Genomic DNA, 19,644 nt, shown 5'->3' with positions numbered 1-19,644 from the left:
ACCCGTGAGTCCGCGCCGCACCGTCGACGTCCCCGCCCTGGTCGACTCGGCCCGGGCGGGGTCCCCGCGCGCCGTCGCGCGCCTCATCTCGCTCGTCGAGGACCGCCACGAGGCGCTGCGCGAGGTGATGGCCGCGCTCGCGCCGCGCTCCGGCAGCGCCTGGGTGATCGGCCTCACCGGTTCGCCCGGCGTCGGGAAGTCGACGACGACGACGGCGCTCGTCGGGGCGTTCCGCGAACGCGGCCTACGGGTCGGTGTCCTCGCCGTCGACCCGAGCTCGCCGTTCTCCGGGGGCGCCCTGCTCGGCGACCGCGTCCGGATGCAGGACCACGCCCTCGACCCGGAGGTCTACATCCGCTCGATGGCCTCGCGCGGCCACCTCGGCGGCCTGTCGTGGGCGACGCCCCAGGCCATCCGCGTGCTCGACGCCGCCGGCTGCGACGTCGTGCTCGTCGAGACGGTCGGGGTCGGCCAGTCGGAGGTCGAGATCGCCGGCCTGGCCGACACGTCGGTCGTGCTCCTCGCACCGGGCATGGGCGACGGCATCCAGGCCGCGAAGGCCGGCATCCTCGAGATCGGCGACGTCTTCGTCGTCAACAAGGCCGACCGCGACGGCGCCGACGCGACCGTTCGCGACCTGCGCCACATGATCTCCCTCGGCGACCGGACGGAGCCCGGGCTGTGGCGACCCCCCGTCGTCAAGACCGTCGCCGCGCAGGGGACCGGCGTGGACGAGGTCATGGAGGCGCTCGACAAGCACCGCGCCTTCGTCGAGGAGAACGGGGAGCTCGCGCGTCGTCGCGAGCGACGCGCGGCCGACGAGGTCCAGGCGATCGCCCTCGCCGACCTCCGTTCGCGCTTCGCCCAGCTCGGTGGGCGGGCGGACCTCGCATCGCTGGCACAGGAGGTCGTGGCCGGGCGGCTCGACCCCTACGCGGCGGCGGACCGGCTCGTCGCCCACCTCGACGACTGAGGCCGGTCTCCGCGGTCTCCGCGGTCTCCGCGCCGCGGTAATTGCGTTGTGGGCGCCCGCCCCACGGTGTCACCGTCGAGGCATGGACATCATCCCGCTCGACCGCGACGACGACGTCGTGGTCAAGGAGCTGTACGGCATCGCCTCGCGCGTCGATGCCGTGTCGCGCGTGCACCCCGTGCGGCGCACGCCCGAGGAGTTCGCCAAGTGGCTGCGCTTCGACTTCCCGGGCGAGCGTACGGAGGGCGCCGTGGCCGTCGTCGACGGCTCCCCGGTCGGGTGGTCGCAGCTGTACTTCCCCGAGCGCGAGAACCTCGACAAGTGCTGGGCCGAGCTGCGCGTCGACCCCGAGCACCGTCGCGCCGGTCACGGCGGTGCTCTGCTCGCGTGGAGCGAGGAGCGGGCGCGCGCCGGTGACCGCGCCATGCTCCTGGCCGAGGTGTTCGTGCCCGAGGGCCGTGACGACCACCCCGACCGCGCCTTCGCGGAGAAGCGTGGCTACCACGTCGCGAGCACCGAGATCGTCCGGTGCCTGTCGCTGCCCGTCGATGCCGAGGTCATGGACCGCGAGCGCGACCGTGCCGCCACAGCCATGGGCGAGGCGTACGAGGTGCGCGTCTACACCGGCGGCGTGCCGCAGGAGCTGCGCCAGGGCGTGTGCGACGCGTCGAACCGGCTCATCCTCGACGCGCCCACCGGCGACGTCGACTTCGAGCCGGAGTCGCAGACGGTCGAGGACTACCAGACGATGCTCGAGCACCACGCCAGTGTCGGCGACACCCTCCTGACCGCCGTCGCCGTCCACCGGGACACCGGTGCCGTCGCCGCCTACACCGACCTCAACGTGCCGCCGTCGGACCCGGACGTCGTCCACCAGTGGGGCACGCTCGTGCTCCCGGAGCACCGCGGCCACCGGCTGGGCACGGCGGTCAAGGTCGCCAACCTCGACCTGCTCGCCGAGCAGTTCCCGCAGCGCACGCGCGTGCAGACGATGAACGACGAGCAGAACCCGTGGATGGTCCGGATCAACGTCGACCTCGGCTTCCGCATCACCGAGAAGGCCCACTCGATGCGCAAGGACCTCTGAGCGCAGGCCGTGACGCGGCGGCATACGGTGGGCGCATGCTGATCGCCTTCTCCGTCGCACCCACCGTCGCCGCCGACGACACCGGTTCGGTGAGCGACGCCGTCGCCTCGGCCGTCCGCGTCGTCCGCGAGTCCGGGCTGCCGCACCGCACCGACGCGATGTTCACGACGGTCGAGGGGGAGTGGGACGAGTGCATGGCCGTCGTCAAGCGCTGCTGCGACGTCATCGCCGAGGTCTCGCCGCGCGTCGGGCTCGTCCTCAAGGCCGACATCCGGCCCGGGTTCACCGGTGAGCTCGACGGCAAGCTCGAACGGCTCGAGGAAGCCATCGACCGCCAGGACGGCTGACCCACGGGCAGCTCCCGGCCGGTAGTGCCGACCGGGGTGCCCCGAGTGTCCGGCTATGTCCGCGGGCGCGTCGGACTCGATTTGTGGTGACGCGCCGACTCGTGCGTAACTTGACGGTGGCCGCGCCCGTGTCGGCCGTCCGACGTCCCGTGGCTGCCCGAGCGGCCCGGGGCCTCGGCGGCCCGTGTCGGTCACCGTCCGGTCCTCCCGAGTCCCGAAAGGTCTCTCCATGCCACGCCCCGCGACCCGTCGCCGCGTCCTGGCCGCCGCCCTCGCCTCCGTCGCGATGCTGTCCGCGTGCACCGGAAACGCCGACGACGGCAGCGACGGGACCGGTGCCTCCGAGACCCCCGCGGTCTCGGTCGACACCGCCGGGTCGACCGTGTCGAGCGCCGTGTCGGCCGTCGCCACCTCGATGCTCGACGGCTCTCCCGCGGGTGCGGCCGCGCGCGAGAAGGCGTGGACCGGCGCCGCCCTCGAGTCGGCGAACGCCTTCGCCAAGACGCTCGGCGGCCGGACCGCGGCAGAGAAGGCCGAGGCCGAGCTGTCGACGACGGGGGCCAAGGTGCTCGGCGTCTCCCGGCAGGGCGACAAGCCGGTCCAGATCCTGGCCCAGACGACGCTGAAGAAGACCGGTGCGGCGGTGCTCGTCCTCCTCGTCGCCGACAGCCGGAGCGGGCCGTTCAAGGCCGCGGCGGTCACCCCGATGCTGCCCGACGCCAAGCTGGACGCGCTCGACCCGACGACCGACGGCTCGGCGGCCGTCGCCGCCGGCAAGGGCCTGGTCGCCGCGCCCGACGACGTCGTCGCCGCCTTCGCCTCCTCGGTGCAGTTCCCGGACCCGGTGGCCTCCAAGCTGCTCGCCGACGACCCGCTGACCGAGCAGCTGCGCCAGTCGGCCCGGGCCCAGGCCCAGGCGCTGAACAACCAGGGCTCCTTCACCCAGAAGCACGAGCCCAAGGGGGTCATCGGCGGGCTGCGCCTCAAGGACGGCCAGGGCGCGATCGTGTTCGCCCACCTCGTGCGCCACGACGCCATCGCGATGCGCACGCCGATGAAGCTCAAGCCGGCCAAGGACCTCACCCTCCTGACCGGCATCAAGCAGATCACCACCGAGGCCGACCTGACCTCGAACGAGATCGTCGCCTTCGTCATCCCTGCCTCCGGCCAGGCCCGCGTCGTGGCCTCCTCGGACCAGCTCGTCGACGGCACGGGCCGGTGAGGCAGGATTGATCCATGAGCCAGCAGCCATTCACCGCAGCAGCACTGCGCGGTGCCGTCGACCTCTCGTCGCTCAAGCGTCCGGCCCCGCCGGCTGGCCCCGGCTCCGCCGCGGCCGCCACCTCGACGGACGCTGCCGGCGTCGTCGTCGAGGGCACTGACGCGGCGGTCCGCGACATCGTCGGGGCGAGCGCCCGCTTCCCCGTCGTCATGGTCCTGTGGTCGCCCCGGCTGCAGGAGTCGGCCGACTTCGTCGCGACGTTCGCGGCGGTGGCCCGGCGCTACGCCGGGCGTTTCCAGCTCGTCACCGTCGACGTCGACGCCAACCCCGGCATCCTGCAGGCCTTCCAGGTGCAGGCCGTCCCGGTGAGCTTCGCGTTCGTCCAGGGCCAGCCCGTGCCGCTCTTCGAGGGTGTGCAGCCCGAGGCCCAGGTCACCGCCGTCGTGGACCAGGTGCTCGCCCTCGCGGCGCAGCACGGCGTCACCGGCACGGTGCCGGGCGCCGGGGAGGCCCCGGTCGAGCAGGACGCCGTCGAGGAGCAACCGCTGCCGCCCCTGCACCAGAAGGCGTTCGACGCCATCGAGGCCGACGACCTTGACACTGCGGCCGAGGCCTACCGCGAGGCGCTGGCGCAGAGCCCCGCCGACACCGACGCCAAGATCGGCCTCGCCCAGGTCGGACTGCTCCAGCGCACCCGGGGTGCCGACCTGCAGGAGGCGCGCGCCGCCGCGGCCGCGGCCCCGACCGACGTCGACGCCCAGATCCTCGTTGCCGACCTCGACGTCCTCGGCGGCCACGTCGAGGACGCGTTCGCGCGCCTCGTCGACACGGTGCGGGTCACGGCCGACGCCGACCGCAACCGGGTCCGCGAGCACCTCGTCGAGCTCTTCGAGCTCGTCGGCACCTCCGACGAGCGCGTCGCGCGGGCCCGCAAGGCCCTGATGAGCGCCCTGTTCTGAGTCGGCTGCTCAGTCCGTCGGAGCGGTCCGGACGAGCGACTCACCGAGCCGCTCGACCACCTCGGCCGACGTGCCGGCCAGGGCCTCGGCGTCCCCGGTCTCGGGCGGCGTCGTGACCCAGAGGCCCCAGCCCGGCGTGGCGGGGTCGATGCCGGCGCCGACGACCACGAGGTGCACCGGCTCCGGCGCAGCCAGGTCGAGGTAGTCCTCGAGGAGGTCGCCCTCCACACGGTCGGCGACGACGACGTCGTAGCCCTCGATGAGGTAGGTCTCGGCGACCGCGAGCCCGGCCGACCACCGGAGCAGCCGGCGGCGCACGTGGGCGAGGTCGCCACCCGCCGGGACCGGTTCGGCCCAGGCCCCGCCGACGAGCATGGCGTCGAGCACCCGGCCCTCGACGACGACGGCCCCGCCGAGCCGTTCCCCGACAGCACGGGCCAGGCGACCGAGGCCTGACGCGTCCGCCCCGGTCACGAGGACGAGGCGACCGTGAACCTCACCGGCGCCGTCCCCGCCCGCGGGGCCGGCACCGGGCGATCCGGCATCGGTCATCCGCCGAGCGCCGCCGACACGACGTCGCGGGCCTCGGCCTGCACCTGGGCGAGGTGCTCTGCGCCCTTGAAGGACTCGGCGTAGATCTTGTAGACGTCCTCGGTGCCGGACGGGCGGGCGGCGAACCACGCGCTCTCGGTGGTCACCTTGAGCCCGCCGATCTTCGCGTCGTTGCCCGGCGCCGAGGTGAGCTTGCCGGTGATCGACTCTCCCGCAAGTGACTGCGCGGTGACGTCGTCGGGCGACAGCGCCGCCAGCTTGGCCTTCTGCTCCCGGTCGGCCGGGGCGTCGATGCGGGCGTAGGCCGGCGAACCGAAGCGCTCGGTCAGGTCGGCGTAGTGCTGGCTCGGCGTGCGGCCCGTGACGGCGAGGATCTCCGAGGCCAGCAGGGCCAGGAGGATGCCGTCCTTGTCGGTGGACCACACGCTGCCGTCGGTGCGCAGGAAGCTCGCGCCGGCCGACTCCTCCCCGCCGAACCCCACGGAGCCGTCGAGCAGGCCCGGCACGAACCACTTGAAGCCGACCGGCACCTCGAGCAGGGTGCGGCCGAGCTCGCCGGCCACGCGGTCGATCATCGAGGAGGACACGAGCGTCTTGCCGATGGCGGTGCCCTCGCCCCAGCCCGGCCGCGCGCCGCCGTAGAGGTAGCGGATCGCCACGGCGAGGTAGTGGTTGGGGTTCATCAGCCCGGCGTCCGGGGTGACGATGCCGTGGCGGTCGGCGTCGGCGTCGTTGCCCGTCGAGATGTCGTAGTCGTCCTTGGCGCCGATGAGCGAGGCCATCGCCGAGGGCGAGCTGCAGTCCATGCGGATCTTGCCGTCCCAGTCGAGCGTCATGAACGCCCACTGCGGGTCGACGCGCGGGTTGACGACGGTGAGGTCGAGGCCGTGCCGCTCGGCGATCTCGCCCCAGTAGGCCACCGACGCGCCACCGAGCGGGTCGGCGCCGATGCGGACGCCGGCCTCTCGGATGCGGTCGAGGTCGAGCACCGACGGGAGGTCGTCGACGTACGTGCCGAGGAAGTCGTAGGCGCCGGCCTCGGCACGGGCCTTCTCGAACGACACGCGCTTCACGCCGGACAGGCCCCCGCGGATGAGGTCGTTGGCACGCCGTGCGATGACCGAGGTGGCGTCGGTGTCGGCCGGTCCGCCGTGCGGAGGGTTGTACTTGAAGCCGCCGTCGGCCGGCGGGTTGTGCGACGGCGTGACGACGATGCCGTCGGCGAGACCGCTTGCGCCCGAAGCCTTTCCCCGGTTGGCCCTGAGGATCGCGTGGGAGACGGCGGGGGTGGGGGTGTAGCCGTCACGGTCGTCGACGAGCACCGTCACCCCGTTGGCGACGAGCACCTCGAGTGCCGAGCGCCACGCCGGCTCGGACAGGCCGTGGGTGTCGCGGCCGATGAAGAGCGGGCCGTCGAAACCCTGCGAGGAGCGGTAGTCGACGATGGCCTGCGTCGTGGCGAGGATGTGGTCCTCGTTGAAGGCGGTGCGCAGGCTGGAGCCGCGATGGCCGGACGTGCCGAACGCGACCTGCTGGTCGGGGTCGTCGACGTCGGGGTGGCCGTCGTAGTACGCGGCGACGAGCGCCTCGACGTCGACGAGGTCCTCGGGGCGGGCCGGCTGGCCCGCGCGCGGGTGGTTCATGAGGGGTCTCCGTTCGTCGTCGGGCGGTCGGCGTCCGGCTGGCCGCCGGCCGGAAGGGACTGGGCGGACGCCTCGCCCGCGCCACCGGTCGCAGCGGCCCCGACGGCCGGTTCCTGCACCGGCACGAGCCACACGGTGGAGAACCGGGGCACCGTGATCGCCGCCGAGAAAGGCTGGGAGTTCCACGGCTCGGCCGCGGCCTCGATGACCATGCCGGCGCTGCTCGGGGCGTCGGGGTGGTAGCCGGCGGTGTCGAGGACGACCTCCCAGCGCCCGCCGCGCGGCAGTCCGAGGCGGTAGTAGGGCTGCGTCTCGCCGCTGAAGTTCATGACGCACGCGACGGCGGGCGCGTCGGTGGCGCGGTCACCACGGCCGAACCGCAGCCACGAGAACGTGTTGTGGTCGGCGTCGTCGGCCTCGAGCCACTCGAACCCGGACGGGTCGTTGTCGAGCTCCCAGAGGGCACGGTGGTGCCGGTAGATGCCGTTGAGGTCCTTGACGAGGTTGTGCACGCGGTAGTGCAGCGGCTGCTCGAGCAGCCACCAGTCGAGGCTGCGGCCCTCCGACCACTCCGACTCCTGGCCGAACTCGCAGCCCATGAAGAGCAGCTGCTTGCCCGGGTGGCACCAGAGGTAGGCGAGGAAGGCACGCAGCGTCGCCACCTGCTCCTCGCGGGTGCCGCGCGACTTGCGCAGCAGCGAGCCCTTGCCGTGCACGACCTCGTCGTGGCTGATCGGCAGGACGAAGTTCTCGTCGAAGGCGTACATGAGGGAGAACGTCAGCTTGCCGTGCTCGTACTTGCGGTAGATCGGGTCCTGACCGAGGTACTTGAGCGAGTCGTTCATCCAGCCCATGTTCCACTTGAAGCCGAACCCGAGGCCGCCCTGGTCGGTCGCGCGGGTCACCCCCGGCCACGTCGTCGACTCCTCGGCGACGGTGACGATGCCGCCCTCGCGCTTGTACGCCGTGGCGTTGGTCTCCTTGAGCAGCTCGACGGCCTCGAGGTTCTCGCGGCCGCCGTCCTTGTTCGGCACCCACTGGCCCTCGCCGCGGGCGTAGTCGAGGTAGAGCATCGAGGCGACGCCGTCGACGCGCACACCGTCGGCGTGGAACTCCTCGAGCCAGTACAGGGCGTTGGCGACGAGGAAGTTGCGCACCTCGGGCCGGCCGTAGTCGAAGATGTTCGAGCCCCACTCCGGGTGCCAGCCGCGACGCGGGTCGGGGTGCTCGTAGAGCGGCAGACCGTCGAAGCGGGCCAGCGCCCACTCGTCGGTGGCGAAGTGCCCGGGAACCCAGTCGAGGATGACGCCGATGCCGGCCTTGTGCAGCTCGTCGACGAGGTGGCGGAACTCGTCGGGCGTGCCCCACCGCGAGCTGGGGGCGTAGTAGCCGGTGACGTGGTAGCCCCACGAGGGCACGTAAGGGTGCTCCATGACGGGCAGGAACTCGACGTGGGTGAACCCGAGGTCGCGCACGTAGTTGACGAGGTGCTCGGCCAGGCCGCGGTAGCCCAGCCCCTGGCGCCACGAGCCGAGGTGCACCTCGTAGACGCTCATCGGACCCTCGTGCGCGTTGCGGTGCCGCCGCTGCTCCATCCACTCGCCGTCGCCCCAGCTGTAGTGCGACTCGGTGACGATGGCCGCCTGCTTCGGCGCCACCTCGGTCATCCGGGCCATGGGGTCGCTCTTGAGCCGGACGAGCTCGTCGGGTCCCCGGACGGCGAACTGGTAGTTCATGCCCTCCTGGGCGCCGGGGATGAACAGCTCCCAGATGCCGCTCTGGCCCAGCGCGCGCATCGGGTGGGTGCGACGGTCCCAGCCGTTGAAGTCACCGATGACGTGGACCGCCTTGGCCCGCGGGGCCCACAGCGCGAACGACACGCCCCAGACCTCGCCGAGCGGGCCGGAGTACCGGCGCACGTGCGCGCCGAGGACCTTCCACAGCTGCTCGTGTCGCCCCTCTCCGACGAGGTGCCGGTCGACCTCGCCGAGGGTCGGGGCGAACCGGTACGGGTCGTCCTGCTCGTGCTCGACGCCGTCGCCGTACTCGACGAGCAGGCGGTAGTCGTGGGTCGTGCCGAAGTCGGGCGAGGTCATCGACCAGATGCCGTCGCGGACGTGCTGCAGCTCGACGTGGTCACCGGAGTCGAGCCGGGCGCGGACCCGGGTGGCGAAGGGGCGGAACGCCGTGATGGTGAGGCCCCCGGGCCCCATGTGGTGGCCCAGGAGGTCGTGCGGCTGGCCGTTGCGGGCCTGGAGGAACGCATCGATCGCCTGGTGGTCGAGGGTCGGGGTGCCGGTCGGGTGGTCGGTCACGAAGTGGCCTCCTCGCTGGTGAGCCGCTCGACGGCGTCGAGCGGGATGGGTAGCCACGAGGGGCGGTTGCGCGCCTCGTAGACCACCTCGTAGAGAGCCTTGTCGAGCTCGAGGGCCCGGACGAGCGTCGTGGCGTCGGGGCTCGGCTCGCCCGCCACCGACGCGTACCCCTCGAGGAAGGCGCTGCGACAGGCGGCCGCCCACGCCGTGGCGTCGACGGGGGCCTCGGCCAGCGCCACCGAGCCGGCGGCGTAGTCGAACGAGCGCAGCATGCCGGCGACGTCACGCTGGGTGAGGTCGGGCGCGACTCGCTCGGAGAGGGGGCGCAGCGGCTCGCCCTCGAAGTCGAGGGCCACCCAGCCGCGCTCGGGGACGTCGAGCACCTGCCCGAGGTGGTAGTCGCCGTGGATGCGTTGGAGCGCAGGCCACTCCACGTCGCGCACCGACTCGGCCACCCGACCGACGGCATCGGCGCGGGTCGAGAGGTCGGGCACGAGGGACGCCGCCGCGGCGTAGCGCTGCCGCATGGAGGCGACGAGCGCGGCGCGTGCCTCGGGCGTCGCCTCGGTCGTGCCGAGCGCGTGCGCGAGCGCGGCGTGGATCTGCGCGGTGACCACCCCGAGCTCGCGGGCCCGCGCCGTGAAGTCGGTGCCGGCCGCGGCGGCCACGAGGGCGACGCGCCACGCGTCCTCGACGCCGGGGATGAACTCCTGGGCGAAGGCGAGGTGGCCGTGCTCGACGCCGTCGCCCGCCGGAGCGTCCCACGCTCCGTGCAGGTTGCCGAACGCGCGGGGCACCCGGTCCGAGCCCTCCCGGGTCAGCGCGGACTGGACGACGACGTCGGGGTTGTCGCCGTCCTGGACCGTGCGGAACACCTTGACGATGAGGGGCTCGGCCGGCCCACCTCCGTCGGCGGTCATCCGGCAGATGATCGACGTGTTCGACTGCTCGCCGGTGAGGACCTTGGACGACTCGACGCTGCCGGCGACGTGCCCGGTCGCCGACCCGGTGGCTCGGGCGTTGCTGCCGACCGACGCCTGCGCGTCGTCGGACACGTCCGCGCGGAGGATGGTGCGCACGAGCTCGGACACGTACACCGGGTCGTGCGGGCCGTCGTACACCCACCGGGTGCCGAGCACGCTGTGCTCCATCGTGCCGAGGAGGGCGTGCTCGGCGCCCTCCAACGGCGCACCGCGGTAGGTGAGCGGAACCTGGTAGACGACGGGCGGCGAGGCGGCGTCGTCGGACAGCAGGAGCGTCTCCACGCCGACCGCGCCCGCCGGGTCCTCGAAGCGGAAGCCGCCGACCCGGCGCAGCTGCGGCACGTGGCCCTTGCCGTGGTACCAGCGCTGGCGCGGCATCCACGCGGTGACCATCTCGGTCTTGGTCGGGGTGATCGTGGCCCCCTTGTGGACGACGGCCATCAGCGGTAGTCCTCCTGTCCGCGCAGCTGGAGCCAGAAGAAGTCGCGCGAGCCGAGGGTCAGCGTCACGCGTCCGTCGGCGGCCACCCAGGGGAACCCGCTGCCGCCGAAGAGGTCGACGAGCGCCCGCCCCGAGAGCTGCTCGGGCAGCTGGATCGTCGCGGCCTGCGGGCGGCTGCTCAGGTTGTTGACGCAGAGGATGGCCTCGGCCGGGTCGTCGCCCTCGGCGTCCATCGAGCGGGTGAAGGCGAGGATGTGGTCGTTGTCGGCCGGGACGACGGTGAAGTCGCCGAGGCCGAAGACGGGGTGGCGGCTGCGCACCTGCAGCATCCCGCGCACCCAGTGCAGCAGCGAGGACGACGAGGCCATCTGCGCCTCGACGTTGACGTTGTTGTAGTGGTACACGAGGCTGCTGATGACCGGCAGGTAGAGCTTGCCGGGATCGACCGTCGAGAACCCGGCGTTGCGGTCCGGCGTCCACTGCATCGGCGTGCGGACGGCGTCCCGGTCGTTGAGCCAGATGTTGTCGCCCATGCCGATCTCGTCGCCGTAGTAGAGGCACGGCGATCCCGGCAGCGAGAGCACGAGGGCGTGGATGAGCTCGATCTCGGGGCGGCTGTTGTCGAGCAGCGGCGCGAGGCGGCGCCGGATGCCGATGTTGGCGCGCATCCGTGGGTCGGGCGCGTACCAGCCGTACATCGCCGCGCGCTCCTCGGGCGTCACCATCTCGAGCGTCAGCTCGTCGTGGTTGCGCAGGAAGGTGCCCCACTGGGTGCCCGAGGGGATCGCCGGGGTGTCGGCGAGGACGTCGATGATCGGCTGGGCCTTCTCCTCGCGCAGCGAGTAGTAGAGCCGCGGCATGACGGGGAAGTGGAAGCACATCTGGCACTCGGGCGCCTCGTCGGTGCCGAAGTAGTCGACGACCTCGGCCGGCGGCTGGTTGGCCTCGGCGAGGAGGATGCGCCCGGGGTACTCGGTGTCGACCATCGCGCGCAGCCGGGCCAGGAACTCGTGCGTCCGCGGCAGGTTCTCGCAGTTCGTGCCCTCCTCCTCGTAGAGGTAGGGAACGGCGTCGAGCCGGAAGCCGTCGATGCCGAGGTCCATCCAGAAGCGGACGACGTCGAACATCGCCTCCTGGACGGCCTCGTTCTCGAAGTTGAGGTCCGGCTGGTGGCTGAAGAAGCGGTGCCAGAAGAACTGCCGGCGCACCGGGTCGAAGGTCCAGTTCGACACCTCGGTGTCGACGAAGATGATGCGGGCGTCGTCGTAGCCCTCGTCGGTGTCGGACCAGACGTAGAAGTCGCCGTAGGGCCCGTCCGGCTCGGCCCGGCTCGCCTGGAACCACGGGTGCTGGTCGCTCGTGTGGTTCATGACGAGGTCGGTGACGATGCGGATGCCGCGGGCGTGCGCCTGGGACACGAGCTCGGTGAACTCCGGCAGGGTGCCGAACTCGGGCAGCACCGCCTTGTAGTCGGAGATGTCGTAGCCGCCGTCGCGCAGGGGGGAGGCGTAGAACGGCGGCAGCCACAGGCAGTCCACGCCGAGCCACTGGAGGTAGTCGAGCCGGCCGATGAGGCCGGTGAAGTCGCCCGCGCCGACGCCCTTGCTGTCGGCGAAGGCGCGCACGAGCACCTCGTAGAAGACCGCTTTGCGAAACCACTGGGGGTCGTGCTTCAGCCCCGGCTGGGAGAGGTTGAGTCCCTGCATGCGGTCAATGGCTCCTCACGCTGATGATGTGGACGGGTTCGGAGTCGGGGCCGAGGCGGACCCAGTTGTCCTGCCGCCACTGCCAGGTCTGGTTGGTGATGTGGTCGTGCGCGTCGAAGGTCGACCACGTCGCCATACCCATCGCCTCGAGGTCGAGGTGCACCCACGTCTCACGGGTGGCGTGCGGGTCGAGGTTGGCGACCACGAGGACGGTGTCGCGCTCGCCGGTCGCGCGGTCGACCCGGGTCTTGCTGAAGACGAGGACGTTGTCGTCCTCGGCCGAGTGGAAGTGCAGGTTGCGCAGCCACCGCAGCGCGGGGTGCCAGCCGCGGATCTCGTTCAGACGCTTGAGGTACCACGCGAGGGACCGGTCCTCGAGCGGGCCGCCGGGCTCGTAGAGGTACCACTGGCGGTCCTTGTACTCGTACTTCTCGTTGTCGATCTGCTCCTCGGCGCCGGGCCGGGCGACGTGCTCCATCAGCTCGTACCCGGCGTAGATGCCGTACGTCGGCACCATCGTCGCGGCGAGCGCCGCCCGCAGCTTCCATGCCGTGGGCCCGCCGTACTGCATGTACGGCGTGAGGATGTCGTGCGTCGTGGGCCAGAACGACGGGCGCATGTACGCGGCGCCCGTGGCGTCGGAGGCCAGCTCGCGGCCGTACTCCTCGAGCTCCCACCGCTGGTTGCGCCACGCGTAGTACGTGTAGCTCTGCTGGAAGCCGGCCTTGGCCAGCTCGTGCATCATGGCCGGCTTCGTGAACGCCTCGGAGAGCCAGATCGTCTCGGGGTACCGCTCGGCGACGTCGGCGATGAGCCACTGCCAGAACCGGACCGGCTTGGTGTGCGGGTTGTCGACGCGGAAGATCCGCACGCCGTGGTCGAGCCAGACCTGGATGACGCGCCGCACCTCGGCGTACGCCGAGGCGGGGTCGTTGTCGAAGTTCAGGGGGTAGATGTCCTGGTACTTCTTCGGCGGGTTCTCGGCGTAGGCGATGGTGCCGTCGGCCCGCGTCGTGAACAGCTCGGGGTGGGTCTGCACCCACGGGTGGTCCGGCGAGGCCTGCAGCGCGATGTCGAGCGCCACCTCGAGGCCGACGCGGCGGGCCTCGGCGACGAAGGCGTCGAAGTCCTCGAAGGTGCCGAGGTCGGGATGGATGGCGTCGTGGCCGCCGTCGGGCGAGCCGATGGCATAAGGGGATCCGGGGTCGCCGGGTTCGGCGGCGAGGCTGTTGTTGCGGCCCTTGCGCGCCGTCGTGCCGATGGGGTGGATGGGGGTCAGGTACACGACGTCGAAGCCCATGTCGGCGATCGCGGGCAGCCGCTCGGCGGCCGTGCGGAACGTGCCCGACACCCACTCACCGGTCTCCGGGTCGCGGCGTGCCCCCTCCGAGCGGGGGAAGATCTCGTACCACGCGCCGAAGAGCGCGAGCTCGCGTTCGACATGGAGGTGGTAGGTCGGCGAGGGGGAGACGAGCTCGCGCAGCGGCATGATCGCCGCCAGTCCCCGGATCTCCGGGGACGTGGCCGCGCCGAAGCGGTGGGCCGCGGGGCGGCGGGTGTCGGCGAGGGCGAGTGCGCCCCGGTCGATGTCCGACGCGTCGACGCCCTGGCCGCGGACCGCCTCGGCGAAGCGCTCGAGCACCTGGACGCCCTCGGCGCACATGAGGTCCTCGTCGACGCCGGCGGCGATCTTGATGCCGGCGTCGTGGACCCACGTCGCGTACGGGTCGGACCACCCCTCGACGCGGTAGGTCCACCAGCCCTCGCGGCCGGCCACGACGGTCGCGGACCACTCGGACGTGCCGGGGTTGTCGCAGTGCATCGCGAAGTAGTGGTCGTGACCGTCGGGGTCGGTGAGCACGGCGGTGGCGTTGACGGCGTCGTGGCCCTCGCGGAACACCTTCGCGCGCACGACGAACTCCTCGCCGACCACCGACTTGGCCGGGCGCGTGCCGCCGTCGACGAGGGGACGCACGTCGCTGACCGGGATGCGGCCGATGGGCCGGGCCTGCCCGGGATAGCCCTCGACGGTCGGGGCCTCGCTCGCCGGGTGCTCGGGCGCCAGGTGGGACGCGCCCGCTGCGGTCTCGTCGACGAAGGCCGCGTCCGCCGAGGGGTGGGAGTCGTCGGGCGCAGGTGCCGGGGCGGCGGCCGCCGCCTGGGGAGGCGTCGCCGGGGCGTCGCGGGACACGGTGGTCACGGACGTCGGATCGGGGCGGCTCGCGGGCGAGACCTGCGAGCGCGGTCGTGCGGGCCTGCTGGAACGGGACTTCTTCGCTGAGCCACTCACGGGATCGACCGTATCGAAGTTGGCGCAATCCCGACACGGGCGCTGCGCGGGCGTGGCGCACCGGCCCTGCTCCCGTCCACTGGGTGAAACCCGGCTGCAAGCGTTGCAAGAAGGCGTCAGTGCGACCCCTATGCTGACTCCTCGTGAAGGCCATCCGTCGCTTCAGCGTCCGCACCGTCCTACCCACCCGGATCGAGGGGCTCGGCGTTCTCGCCAGCAACCTCCGGTGGTCCTGGCACCCGCCGACGCGTGATCTCTTCGAGAGCATCAGCCCCCGCAAGTGGGCCCAGGCGGGCGAGGACCCCGTCAAGCTCCTGTCCCGTCTGTCCGCCGACGAGCTCGCATCGCTCGCGGCCGACGACGACTTCGTCGGCAGCGTCGTCGCCGCCAACGCCGACCTCGAGTCCTACCTGACCGACGAGCGCTGGTACCAGCGCTGGAGCCGCGAGCAGGAGGCCGCCGGCCGCGCGGCCCCCGCGGCGGTCGCCTACTTCAGCCCCGAGTTCGGCATCACCGCAGTGCTGCCGCAGTACTCCGGTGGCCTCGGCATCCTCGCCGGCGACCACCTCAAGACCGCCTCCGACCTCGGCGTCCCCATCGTCGGCGTCGGCCTCTTCTACAAGACCGGCTACTTCAAGCAGGCCCTCGACCGCGAGGGCTGGCAGGTGGAGTCCTACCCGGTGCTCGACCCCGACGGGCTGCCGCTGTCGCTGCTGCGCGAGGACGACGGCACGCCGGCCGTCGTCACCGTCGACCTCCCGGCCGGTCGCGTCCTCAACGCCCACGTGTGGAAGGCGCAGGTGGGCCGGGTCCCGCTGCTGCTGCTCGACTCCGACGTGCCGGGCAACGACGAGCAGACGCGTCGGGTCACCGAGTCGCTCTACGGCGGGGGCGGCGACACCCGCCTCGAGCAGGAGCTGCTGCTCGGCATCGGCGGCGTCCGTGCGCTGCGCCTGTGGTCGCGACTCTCGGGCGCGCCCGCCCCGGAGGTCTACCACACGAACGAGGGCCACGCCGGTTTCCTCGGCGTCGAGCGCATCACCGAGCTCGTCCGCGACCACGGCCTCACCTTCGACGAGGCCCTCGAGGCGGTCCGCTCGGCCACGGTGTTCACGACGCACACGCCCGTGCCGGCCGGCATCGACCGCTTCGACGCCGCGAAGATCAACCTCTTCTTCGGCGGCCCCAACGCCATTCCCGGCGTGCCGGTCGAGCGCCTCCTGGCCCTCGGTGCCGAGGACTACGAGGGCGGCCAGCCCGGCATCTTCAACATGGCCGTCATGGGCCTGCGCCTCGCCCAGCGCGCCAACGGCGTCTCGCAGCTGCACGGCGTCGTGAGCCGGGAGATGTTCGACGGCCTGTGGCCGGGCTTCGACGACGACGAGGTGCCGATCACGAGCATCACCAACGGCGTCCACGCACCGACGTGGGTCGACCGCTCGGTGTACGACGTCGCGCTCAAGCACCTCGGGACCTCCGACATCGCCGGCGAGAACGCGTGGGAACGCATCGACGAGGTGCCGGCCGACGCGGTCTGGTCGACGAAGCGCGAGATGCGCGAGAAGCTCGTCAACGACGCCCGGCGCCGCGTCCGCTCCTCCTGGCGCAAGCGCGGCTCCACCGAGCTCGAGCTCGGCTGGGTCGACGACGTCCTCGACCCCGACGTCCTGACGATCGGCTTCGCCCGGCGCGTCCCGACGTACAAGCGCCTCACCCTGATGCTGCGTGACCCGGAGCGTCTCAAGCGACTGCTCCTGCACCCGGAGCGCCCGGTGCAGCTCGTCATCGCCGGCAAGTCGCACCCTGCCGACGAGACCGGCAAGCGCCTCATCCAGGAGATGGTCCGCTTCGCCGACGACCCCGAGGTGCGCCACCGCATCGTCTTCCTGCCGAACTACGACATCGCCATGGCCCAGCACCTCTACCCGGGCTGCGACGTCTGGCTCAACAACCCGCTGCGGCCGTTCGAGGCCTGTGGCACATCGGGCATGAAGGCGGCCCTCAACGGCGGCCTCAACCTGTCCATCCTCGACGGCTGGTGGGACGAGTGGTTCGACGGCCGCAACGGCTGGGCCATCCCGACCGCCGACGGCGTCGAGGACCCCGACCGCCGCGACGACATCGAGGCGGCCGCGCTCTACGACCTCATCGAGCACGACGTCGCGCCGAAGTTCTACGACCGGGGCGCCGACGGCCTGCCCAACGGCTGGATCTCGATGATGACCCACACGCTCAAGACGCTCGGGCCCAAGGTCCTGGCCAGCCGCATGGTGGAGGACTACGTCACCACCCTCTACGGCCCCGCCGCCGGTGCCGGCCGGGCCCTCAACGGGCCCCAGTTCGCCGGGGCCAAGGAGCTGGCCGCCTACAAGGCGTCGGTCCGGGCGGCCTGGCCGAACGTCAAGGTCGAGCACCTCGAGACGTCGGGGCTGTCCGACTCGCCGGAGATCGGCGACACCCTCGACCTGCGCGCCTACGTCGACCTGGGCGGTCTGCGCGCGGACGACGTCGAGGTCCAGCTCGTGCACGGCCACGTCAACGAGGCCGACGAGCTGTGGGGTGTCGAGACCACACCGCTGTCCTTCGTCGAGGGCTACGAGAACGGCCGCGCCCAGTTCGCCGGGTCGCAGCCGCTGCGCCGCACCGGCTCGTTCGGCTACAGCGTGCGGGTCGTCCCGAGGCACCCGGCGCTCGCGTCGTCGGCCGAGCTGGGCCTGGCCCGGACCGCCTGAGTCGCCACCGCCTGAGCCGTCCTTCCACCCTCGACCGCAGAGCCCGGACCCCGCGCGGGGCCCGGGCTCTGCCGCGTCAGGGTCCGAGCGGCGGCGAGCGGGACCGGCGGGCTCAGCGGGCTCAGCGGGCTCAGCGGGCTCAGCGGGCTCAGCGGGCTCAGCGGGCTCAGCGGGCGGCGACGGCGCGCCAGACGCGCATCGACGCCGGCCCCACCGGCAGGGTCGTGCCCGCGGCCACGGCGGGGCACGGGTCGGCGGGTCGGGCGTCCGTGCTGTCCCAGACCAGCTCGTAGGCGGCGATGCCGGGGGCGGCGGGCAGCGTCACGTCGACGCCCGACGCCGACCCGTTGAGGATGACGAGGACCGACTGCTGGTCCAGCCACCGGCCGTCGTAGAGCGCCTGGAGGACGTGCACGGCCGGACCGTCCCAGCGGTGGCCCATCGGGGCGCCGTCGCTGCCGAACCAGGCCAGGTCGGTCGAGCCGTCGGTGTGGACCGGGCGCCCCGTGAAGAACGAGCGCTGCCGCAGCACCGGGTGCTCTCGCCGCAGGCGCACGAGATGGCGCGTCGTGGCGAGGAGGTCCTCCTGCCACGGCTCGAGGTCCCAGTCGGTCCAGCTGATCTCGTTGTCCTGCGAGTACGGGTTGTTGTTGCCGCGCTGGCTGCGGCCCAGCTCGTCGCCCGCGGTGAGCATCGGTACGCCCGTGGACAGCAGGAGCGTCCCGAGCAGGTTGCGCATCGTGCGGCGACGGGCCTCGAGGACGTGCTCGTCGTCGGTGCGGCCCTCCACACCGTGGTTCCAGGACCGGTTGTCGTCCGACCCGTCGGTGCCGCCGTGCCCGTTGACCCCGTTGTGCTTCGCGTCGTACGCGGTGAGGTCGTGCAGCGTGAAGCCGTCGTGGGCGGTGACGAAGTTGACCGACGCGATGGTGCCGCGGTCGTGCCTGTCGAAGAGGTCCTGCGAGCCGGCCAGGCGCGTCGCGAGCTCACGGACGCCGTGGCCGCTGCCGCTCGCTGACGCCGCGAGGTCCCGTAGCCAGAACGTGCGTACGGTGTCGCGGTAGCGGTCGTTCCACTCCGAGAACGGCGGTGGGAACTGGCCGGTGCGCCAGCCGTGGATGCCGAGGTCCCACGGTTCCGCGACGAGCTTGGCGCGCGAGAGGACCGGGTCGGTGCGCAGCGCGACGAGGAACGGGTGGTCACGGTCGAAGGTGTCGTCCTTGCCGCGGCCGAGCGCGACCGCGAGGTCGAACCGGAAGCCGTCGACGTGGCACTCCTGCACCCAGTAGCGCAGGGAGTCCAGGACCATGCGCGCCACGACCGGGTGGGCGAGGTCGAGGGTGTTGCCGCAGCCCGTGACGTCGATGTCGCGGCCGCGGCTGTCGAGCCGGTAGTAGGCCCGCTGGTCCAGGCCACGCCACGACAGGGTCATGCCCTCGCGCGACTTCTCCGCCGTGTGGTTGTACACGACGTCGAGCAGCACCTCGATGCCGGCGGCGTGCAGGGCGCGGACCATGCCCTTGAACTCGTCGAGCACACCCTGCGGGTCGGTGACCGATGCGTACGCCGCGTGCGGCGCGAAGAACCCGAGGGTGTTGTAGCCCCAGTGGTTGGCCAGGCCGCGCAGGACGAGCTCGGGCTCGTGGGTGAAGGCGTGCACCGGCAGCAGCTCGACCGCGGTCACACCGAGGCCGGTCAGGTGCTCGACGTACGCCGGGTGCGCGAGCCCCGCGTAGGTGCCGCGCAGGTGCGGCGGCACCCCGGGGTGCAGCCGCGTCGCGCCCTTGACGTGCACCTCGTAGATGAGCGACTCGGTCAAGGACGTCCGGGGGAGCTCGTCGTCCCCCCAGTCGAACCCGTCGTCGACGACGACGCACCGCGGCATGAACGGCGCCGAGTCCCGGGCGTCGCGGACGGCGATGTCGCCGCGCAGGTCGGCCCCGACGCGGTGGCCCCAGAGCGCCGGGTCGAGCCGGAGGTCGCCCTCGAGCGCGCGCGCGTACGGGTCGAGGACGAGCTTGGCCGGGTTGTGCAGGAGCGACCTCTCGGGGTCCCACTCGCCGTCGACGCGGAAGGCGTAGCGCTGCCCCTTCCCGACGCCGGGGACGGTGTCGAACCACGTGCCGTGCGCCCGGTGCCGCAGGGCGACCCGGCGCTCGGTCTCGGTGCCGTCCGCGTCACGGTCGAACAGGCACACCTCGACGCCACCCGCGTGCCCCGCGTAGACGGAGAAGACGGCCCCCTCGGGGGTCAGGTGCACCCCCGGCTCTGGCGGCAGGTCCGGCGTGGTGGGCGGCGGCGGGCACATGGGGCCAAGCGTATGGCGGCGCGACGGGCGGGGGTGCCGGCCGCCCACGGGCCGTCTCGCGTCCGCCGAGGCGATCGGTCTACGGT

General features: G+C 72.3%; 13 protein-coding genes. 6 read left to right on the top strand and 7 right to left on the bottom strand.

The window, feature by feature from the left end; translation table 11 throughout:
- The first annotated feature begins 4 nt into the window (after positions 1-4).
- The 5 genes from meaB to ACPYOM_RS02065 all read left to right on the top strand — a co-directional run bounded on the left by meaB (position 5) and on the right by ACPYOM_RS02065 (position 4,588).
- A complete protein-coding gene (meaB, locus tag ACPYOM_RS02085) occupies positions 5-973 on the top strand; it encodes a methylmalonyl Co-A mutase-associated GTPase MeaB (protein WP_481344707.1) in 969 nt (322 codons plus the stop codon).
- Between the two features lie 82 nt (positions 974-1,055).
- The gene (locus ACPYOM_RS02080; RefSeq protein ID WP_481344706.1) at positions 1,056-2,060 is read left to right on the top strand and encodes an N-acetyltransferase family protein; all 1,005 of its coding nucleotides are present in this window, start codon (positions 1,056-1,058) and stop codon (positions 2,058-2,060) included.
- A gap of 35 nt (positions 2,061-2,095) precedes the next feature.
- Positions 2,096-2,407, top strand: coding sequence for a thiamine-binding protein (locus ACPYOM_RS02075; RefSeq protein ID WP_481339367.1), 312 nt, complete (start codon positions 2,096-2,098; stop codon positions 2,405-2,407).
- Positions 2,408-2,636: 229 nt separating this feature from the next.
- Positions 2,637-3,629, top strand: a complete 993-nt coding sequence (locus ACPYOM_RS02070; RefSeq protein WP_481339369.1) for a DUF8094 domain-containing protein — start codon at positions 2,637-2,639, stop codon at positions 3,627-3,629.
- 14 nt (positions 3,630-3,643) lie between these two features.
- Positions 3,644-4,588 carry a co-chaperone YbbN gene (locus ACPYOM_RS02065; RefSeq protein ID WP_481344705.1) on the top strand — a complete coding sequence of 315 codons (945 nt, stop codon included), beginning with the start codon at positions 3,644-3,646 and terminating at the stop codon, positions 4,586-4,588.
- Positions 4,589-4,597: 9 nt separating this feature from the next.
- On the opposite strand, the gene ACPYOM_RS02060 is transcribed toward ACPYOM_RS02065, so the two are convergent.
- The 6 genes from ACPYOM_RS02060 to ACPYOM_RS02035 are packed head-to-tail and all read right to left on the bottom strand — an operon-like array spanning position 4,598 to position 14,428.
- Entirely contained in the window at positions 4,598-5,140 is a 543-nt protein-coding gene (locus ACPYOM_RS02060; protein ID WP_481339376.1) for a hypothetical protein, read from the bottom strand.
- Positions 5,137-6,783 (bottom strand): phosphoglucomutase (alpha-D-glucose-1,6-bisphosphate-dependent), encoded by a 1,647-nt coding sequence (gene pgm, locus ACPYOM_RS02055; protein ID WP_481339379.1) that lies wholly within the window; start codon positions 6,781-6,783, stop codon positions 5,137-5,139. Before pgm ends, ACPYOM_RS02060 begins: the two co-directional genes overlap by 4 nt.
- Complete coding sequence (glgB, locus tag ACPYOM_RS02050; protein ID WP_481339383.1) at positions 6,780-9,098, bottom strand: 1,4-alpha-glucan branching protein GlgB; 2,319 nt, start codon at positions 9,096-9,098, stop codon at positions 6,780-6,782. Before glgB ends, pgm begins: the two co-directional genes overlap by 4 nt.
- Positions 9,095-10,522 carry a maltokinase N-terminal cap-like domain-containing protein gene (locus tag ACPYOM_RS02045; RefSeq protein WP_481344704.1) on the bottom strand — a complete coding sequence of 476 codons (1,428 nt, stop codon included), beginning with the start codon at positions 10,520-10,522 and terminating at the stop codon, positions 9,095-9,097. The genes glgB and ACPYOM_RS02045 overlap by 4 nt, the downstream gene beginning before the upstream one ends.
- Positions 10,522-12,228 carry a maltose alpha-D-glucosyltransferase gene (gene treS / locus ACPYOM_RS02040; RefSeq protein WP_481339390.1) on the bottom strand — a complete coding sequence of 569 codons (1,707 nt, stop codon included), beginning with the start codon at positions 12,226-12,228 and terminating at the stop codon, positions 10,522-10,524. Before treS ends, ACPYOM_RS02045 begins: the two co-directional genes overlap by 1 nt.
- A 4-nt stretch (positions 12,229-12,232) precedes the next feature.
- Positions 12,233-14,428: an alpha-1,4-glucan--maltose-1-phosphate maltosyltransferase gene (locus ACPYOM_RS02035; protein WP_481344703.1), complete on the bottom strand. Its 2,196-nt coding sequence runs from the start codon at positions 14,426-14,428 to the stop codon at positions 12,233-12,235.
- Positions 14,429-14,661: 233 nt separating this feature from the next.
- On the opposite strand from ACPYOM_RS02035, the gene glgP reads away from it, so the two are divergent.
- Complete coding sequence (glgP, locus tag ACPYOM_RS02030) at positions 14,662-17,250, top strand: alpha-glucan family phosphorylase (RefSeq protein ID WP_481339395.1); 2,589 nt, start codon at positions 14,662-14,664, stop codon at positions 17,248-17,250.
- A 166-nt stretch (positions 17,251-17,416) separates the two neighbouring features.
- On the opposite strand, the gene glgX is transcribed toward glgP, so the two are convergent.
- A complete protein-coding gene (gene glgX / locus ACPYOM_RS02025; protein ID WP_481344702.1) occupies positions 17,417-19,558 on the bottom strand; it encodes a glycogen debranching protein GlgX in 2,142 nt (713 codons plus the stop codon).
- Between the last annotated feature and the right edge of the window lie 86 nt (positions 19,559-19,644).

The sequence above is a fragment of the Monashia sp. HAY1-2A genome, assembly GCF_056755315.1.
This window is presented reverse-complemented; position numbering and strand designations above follow the sequence as displayed.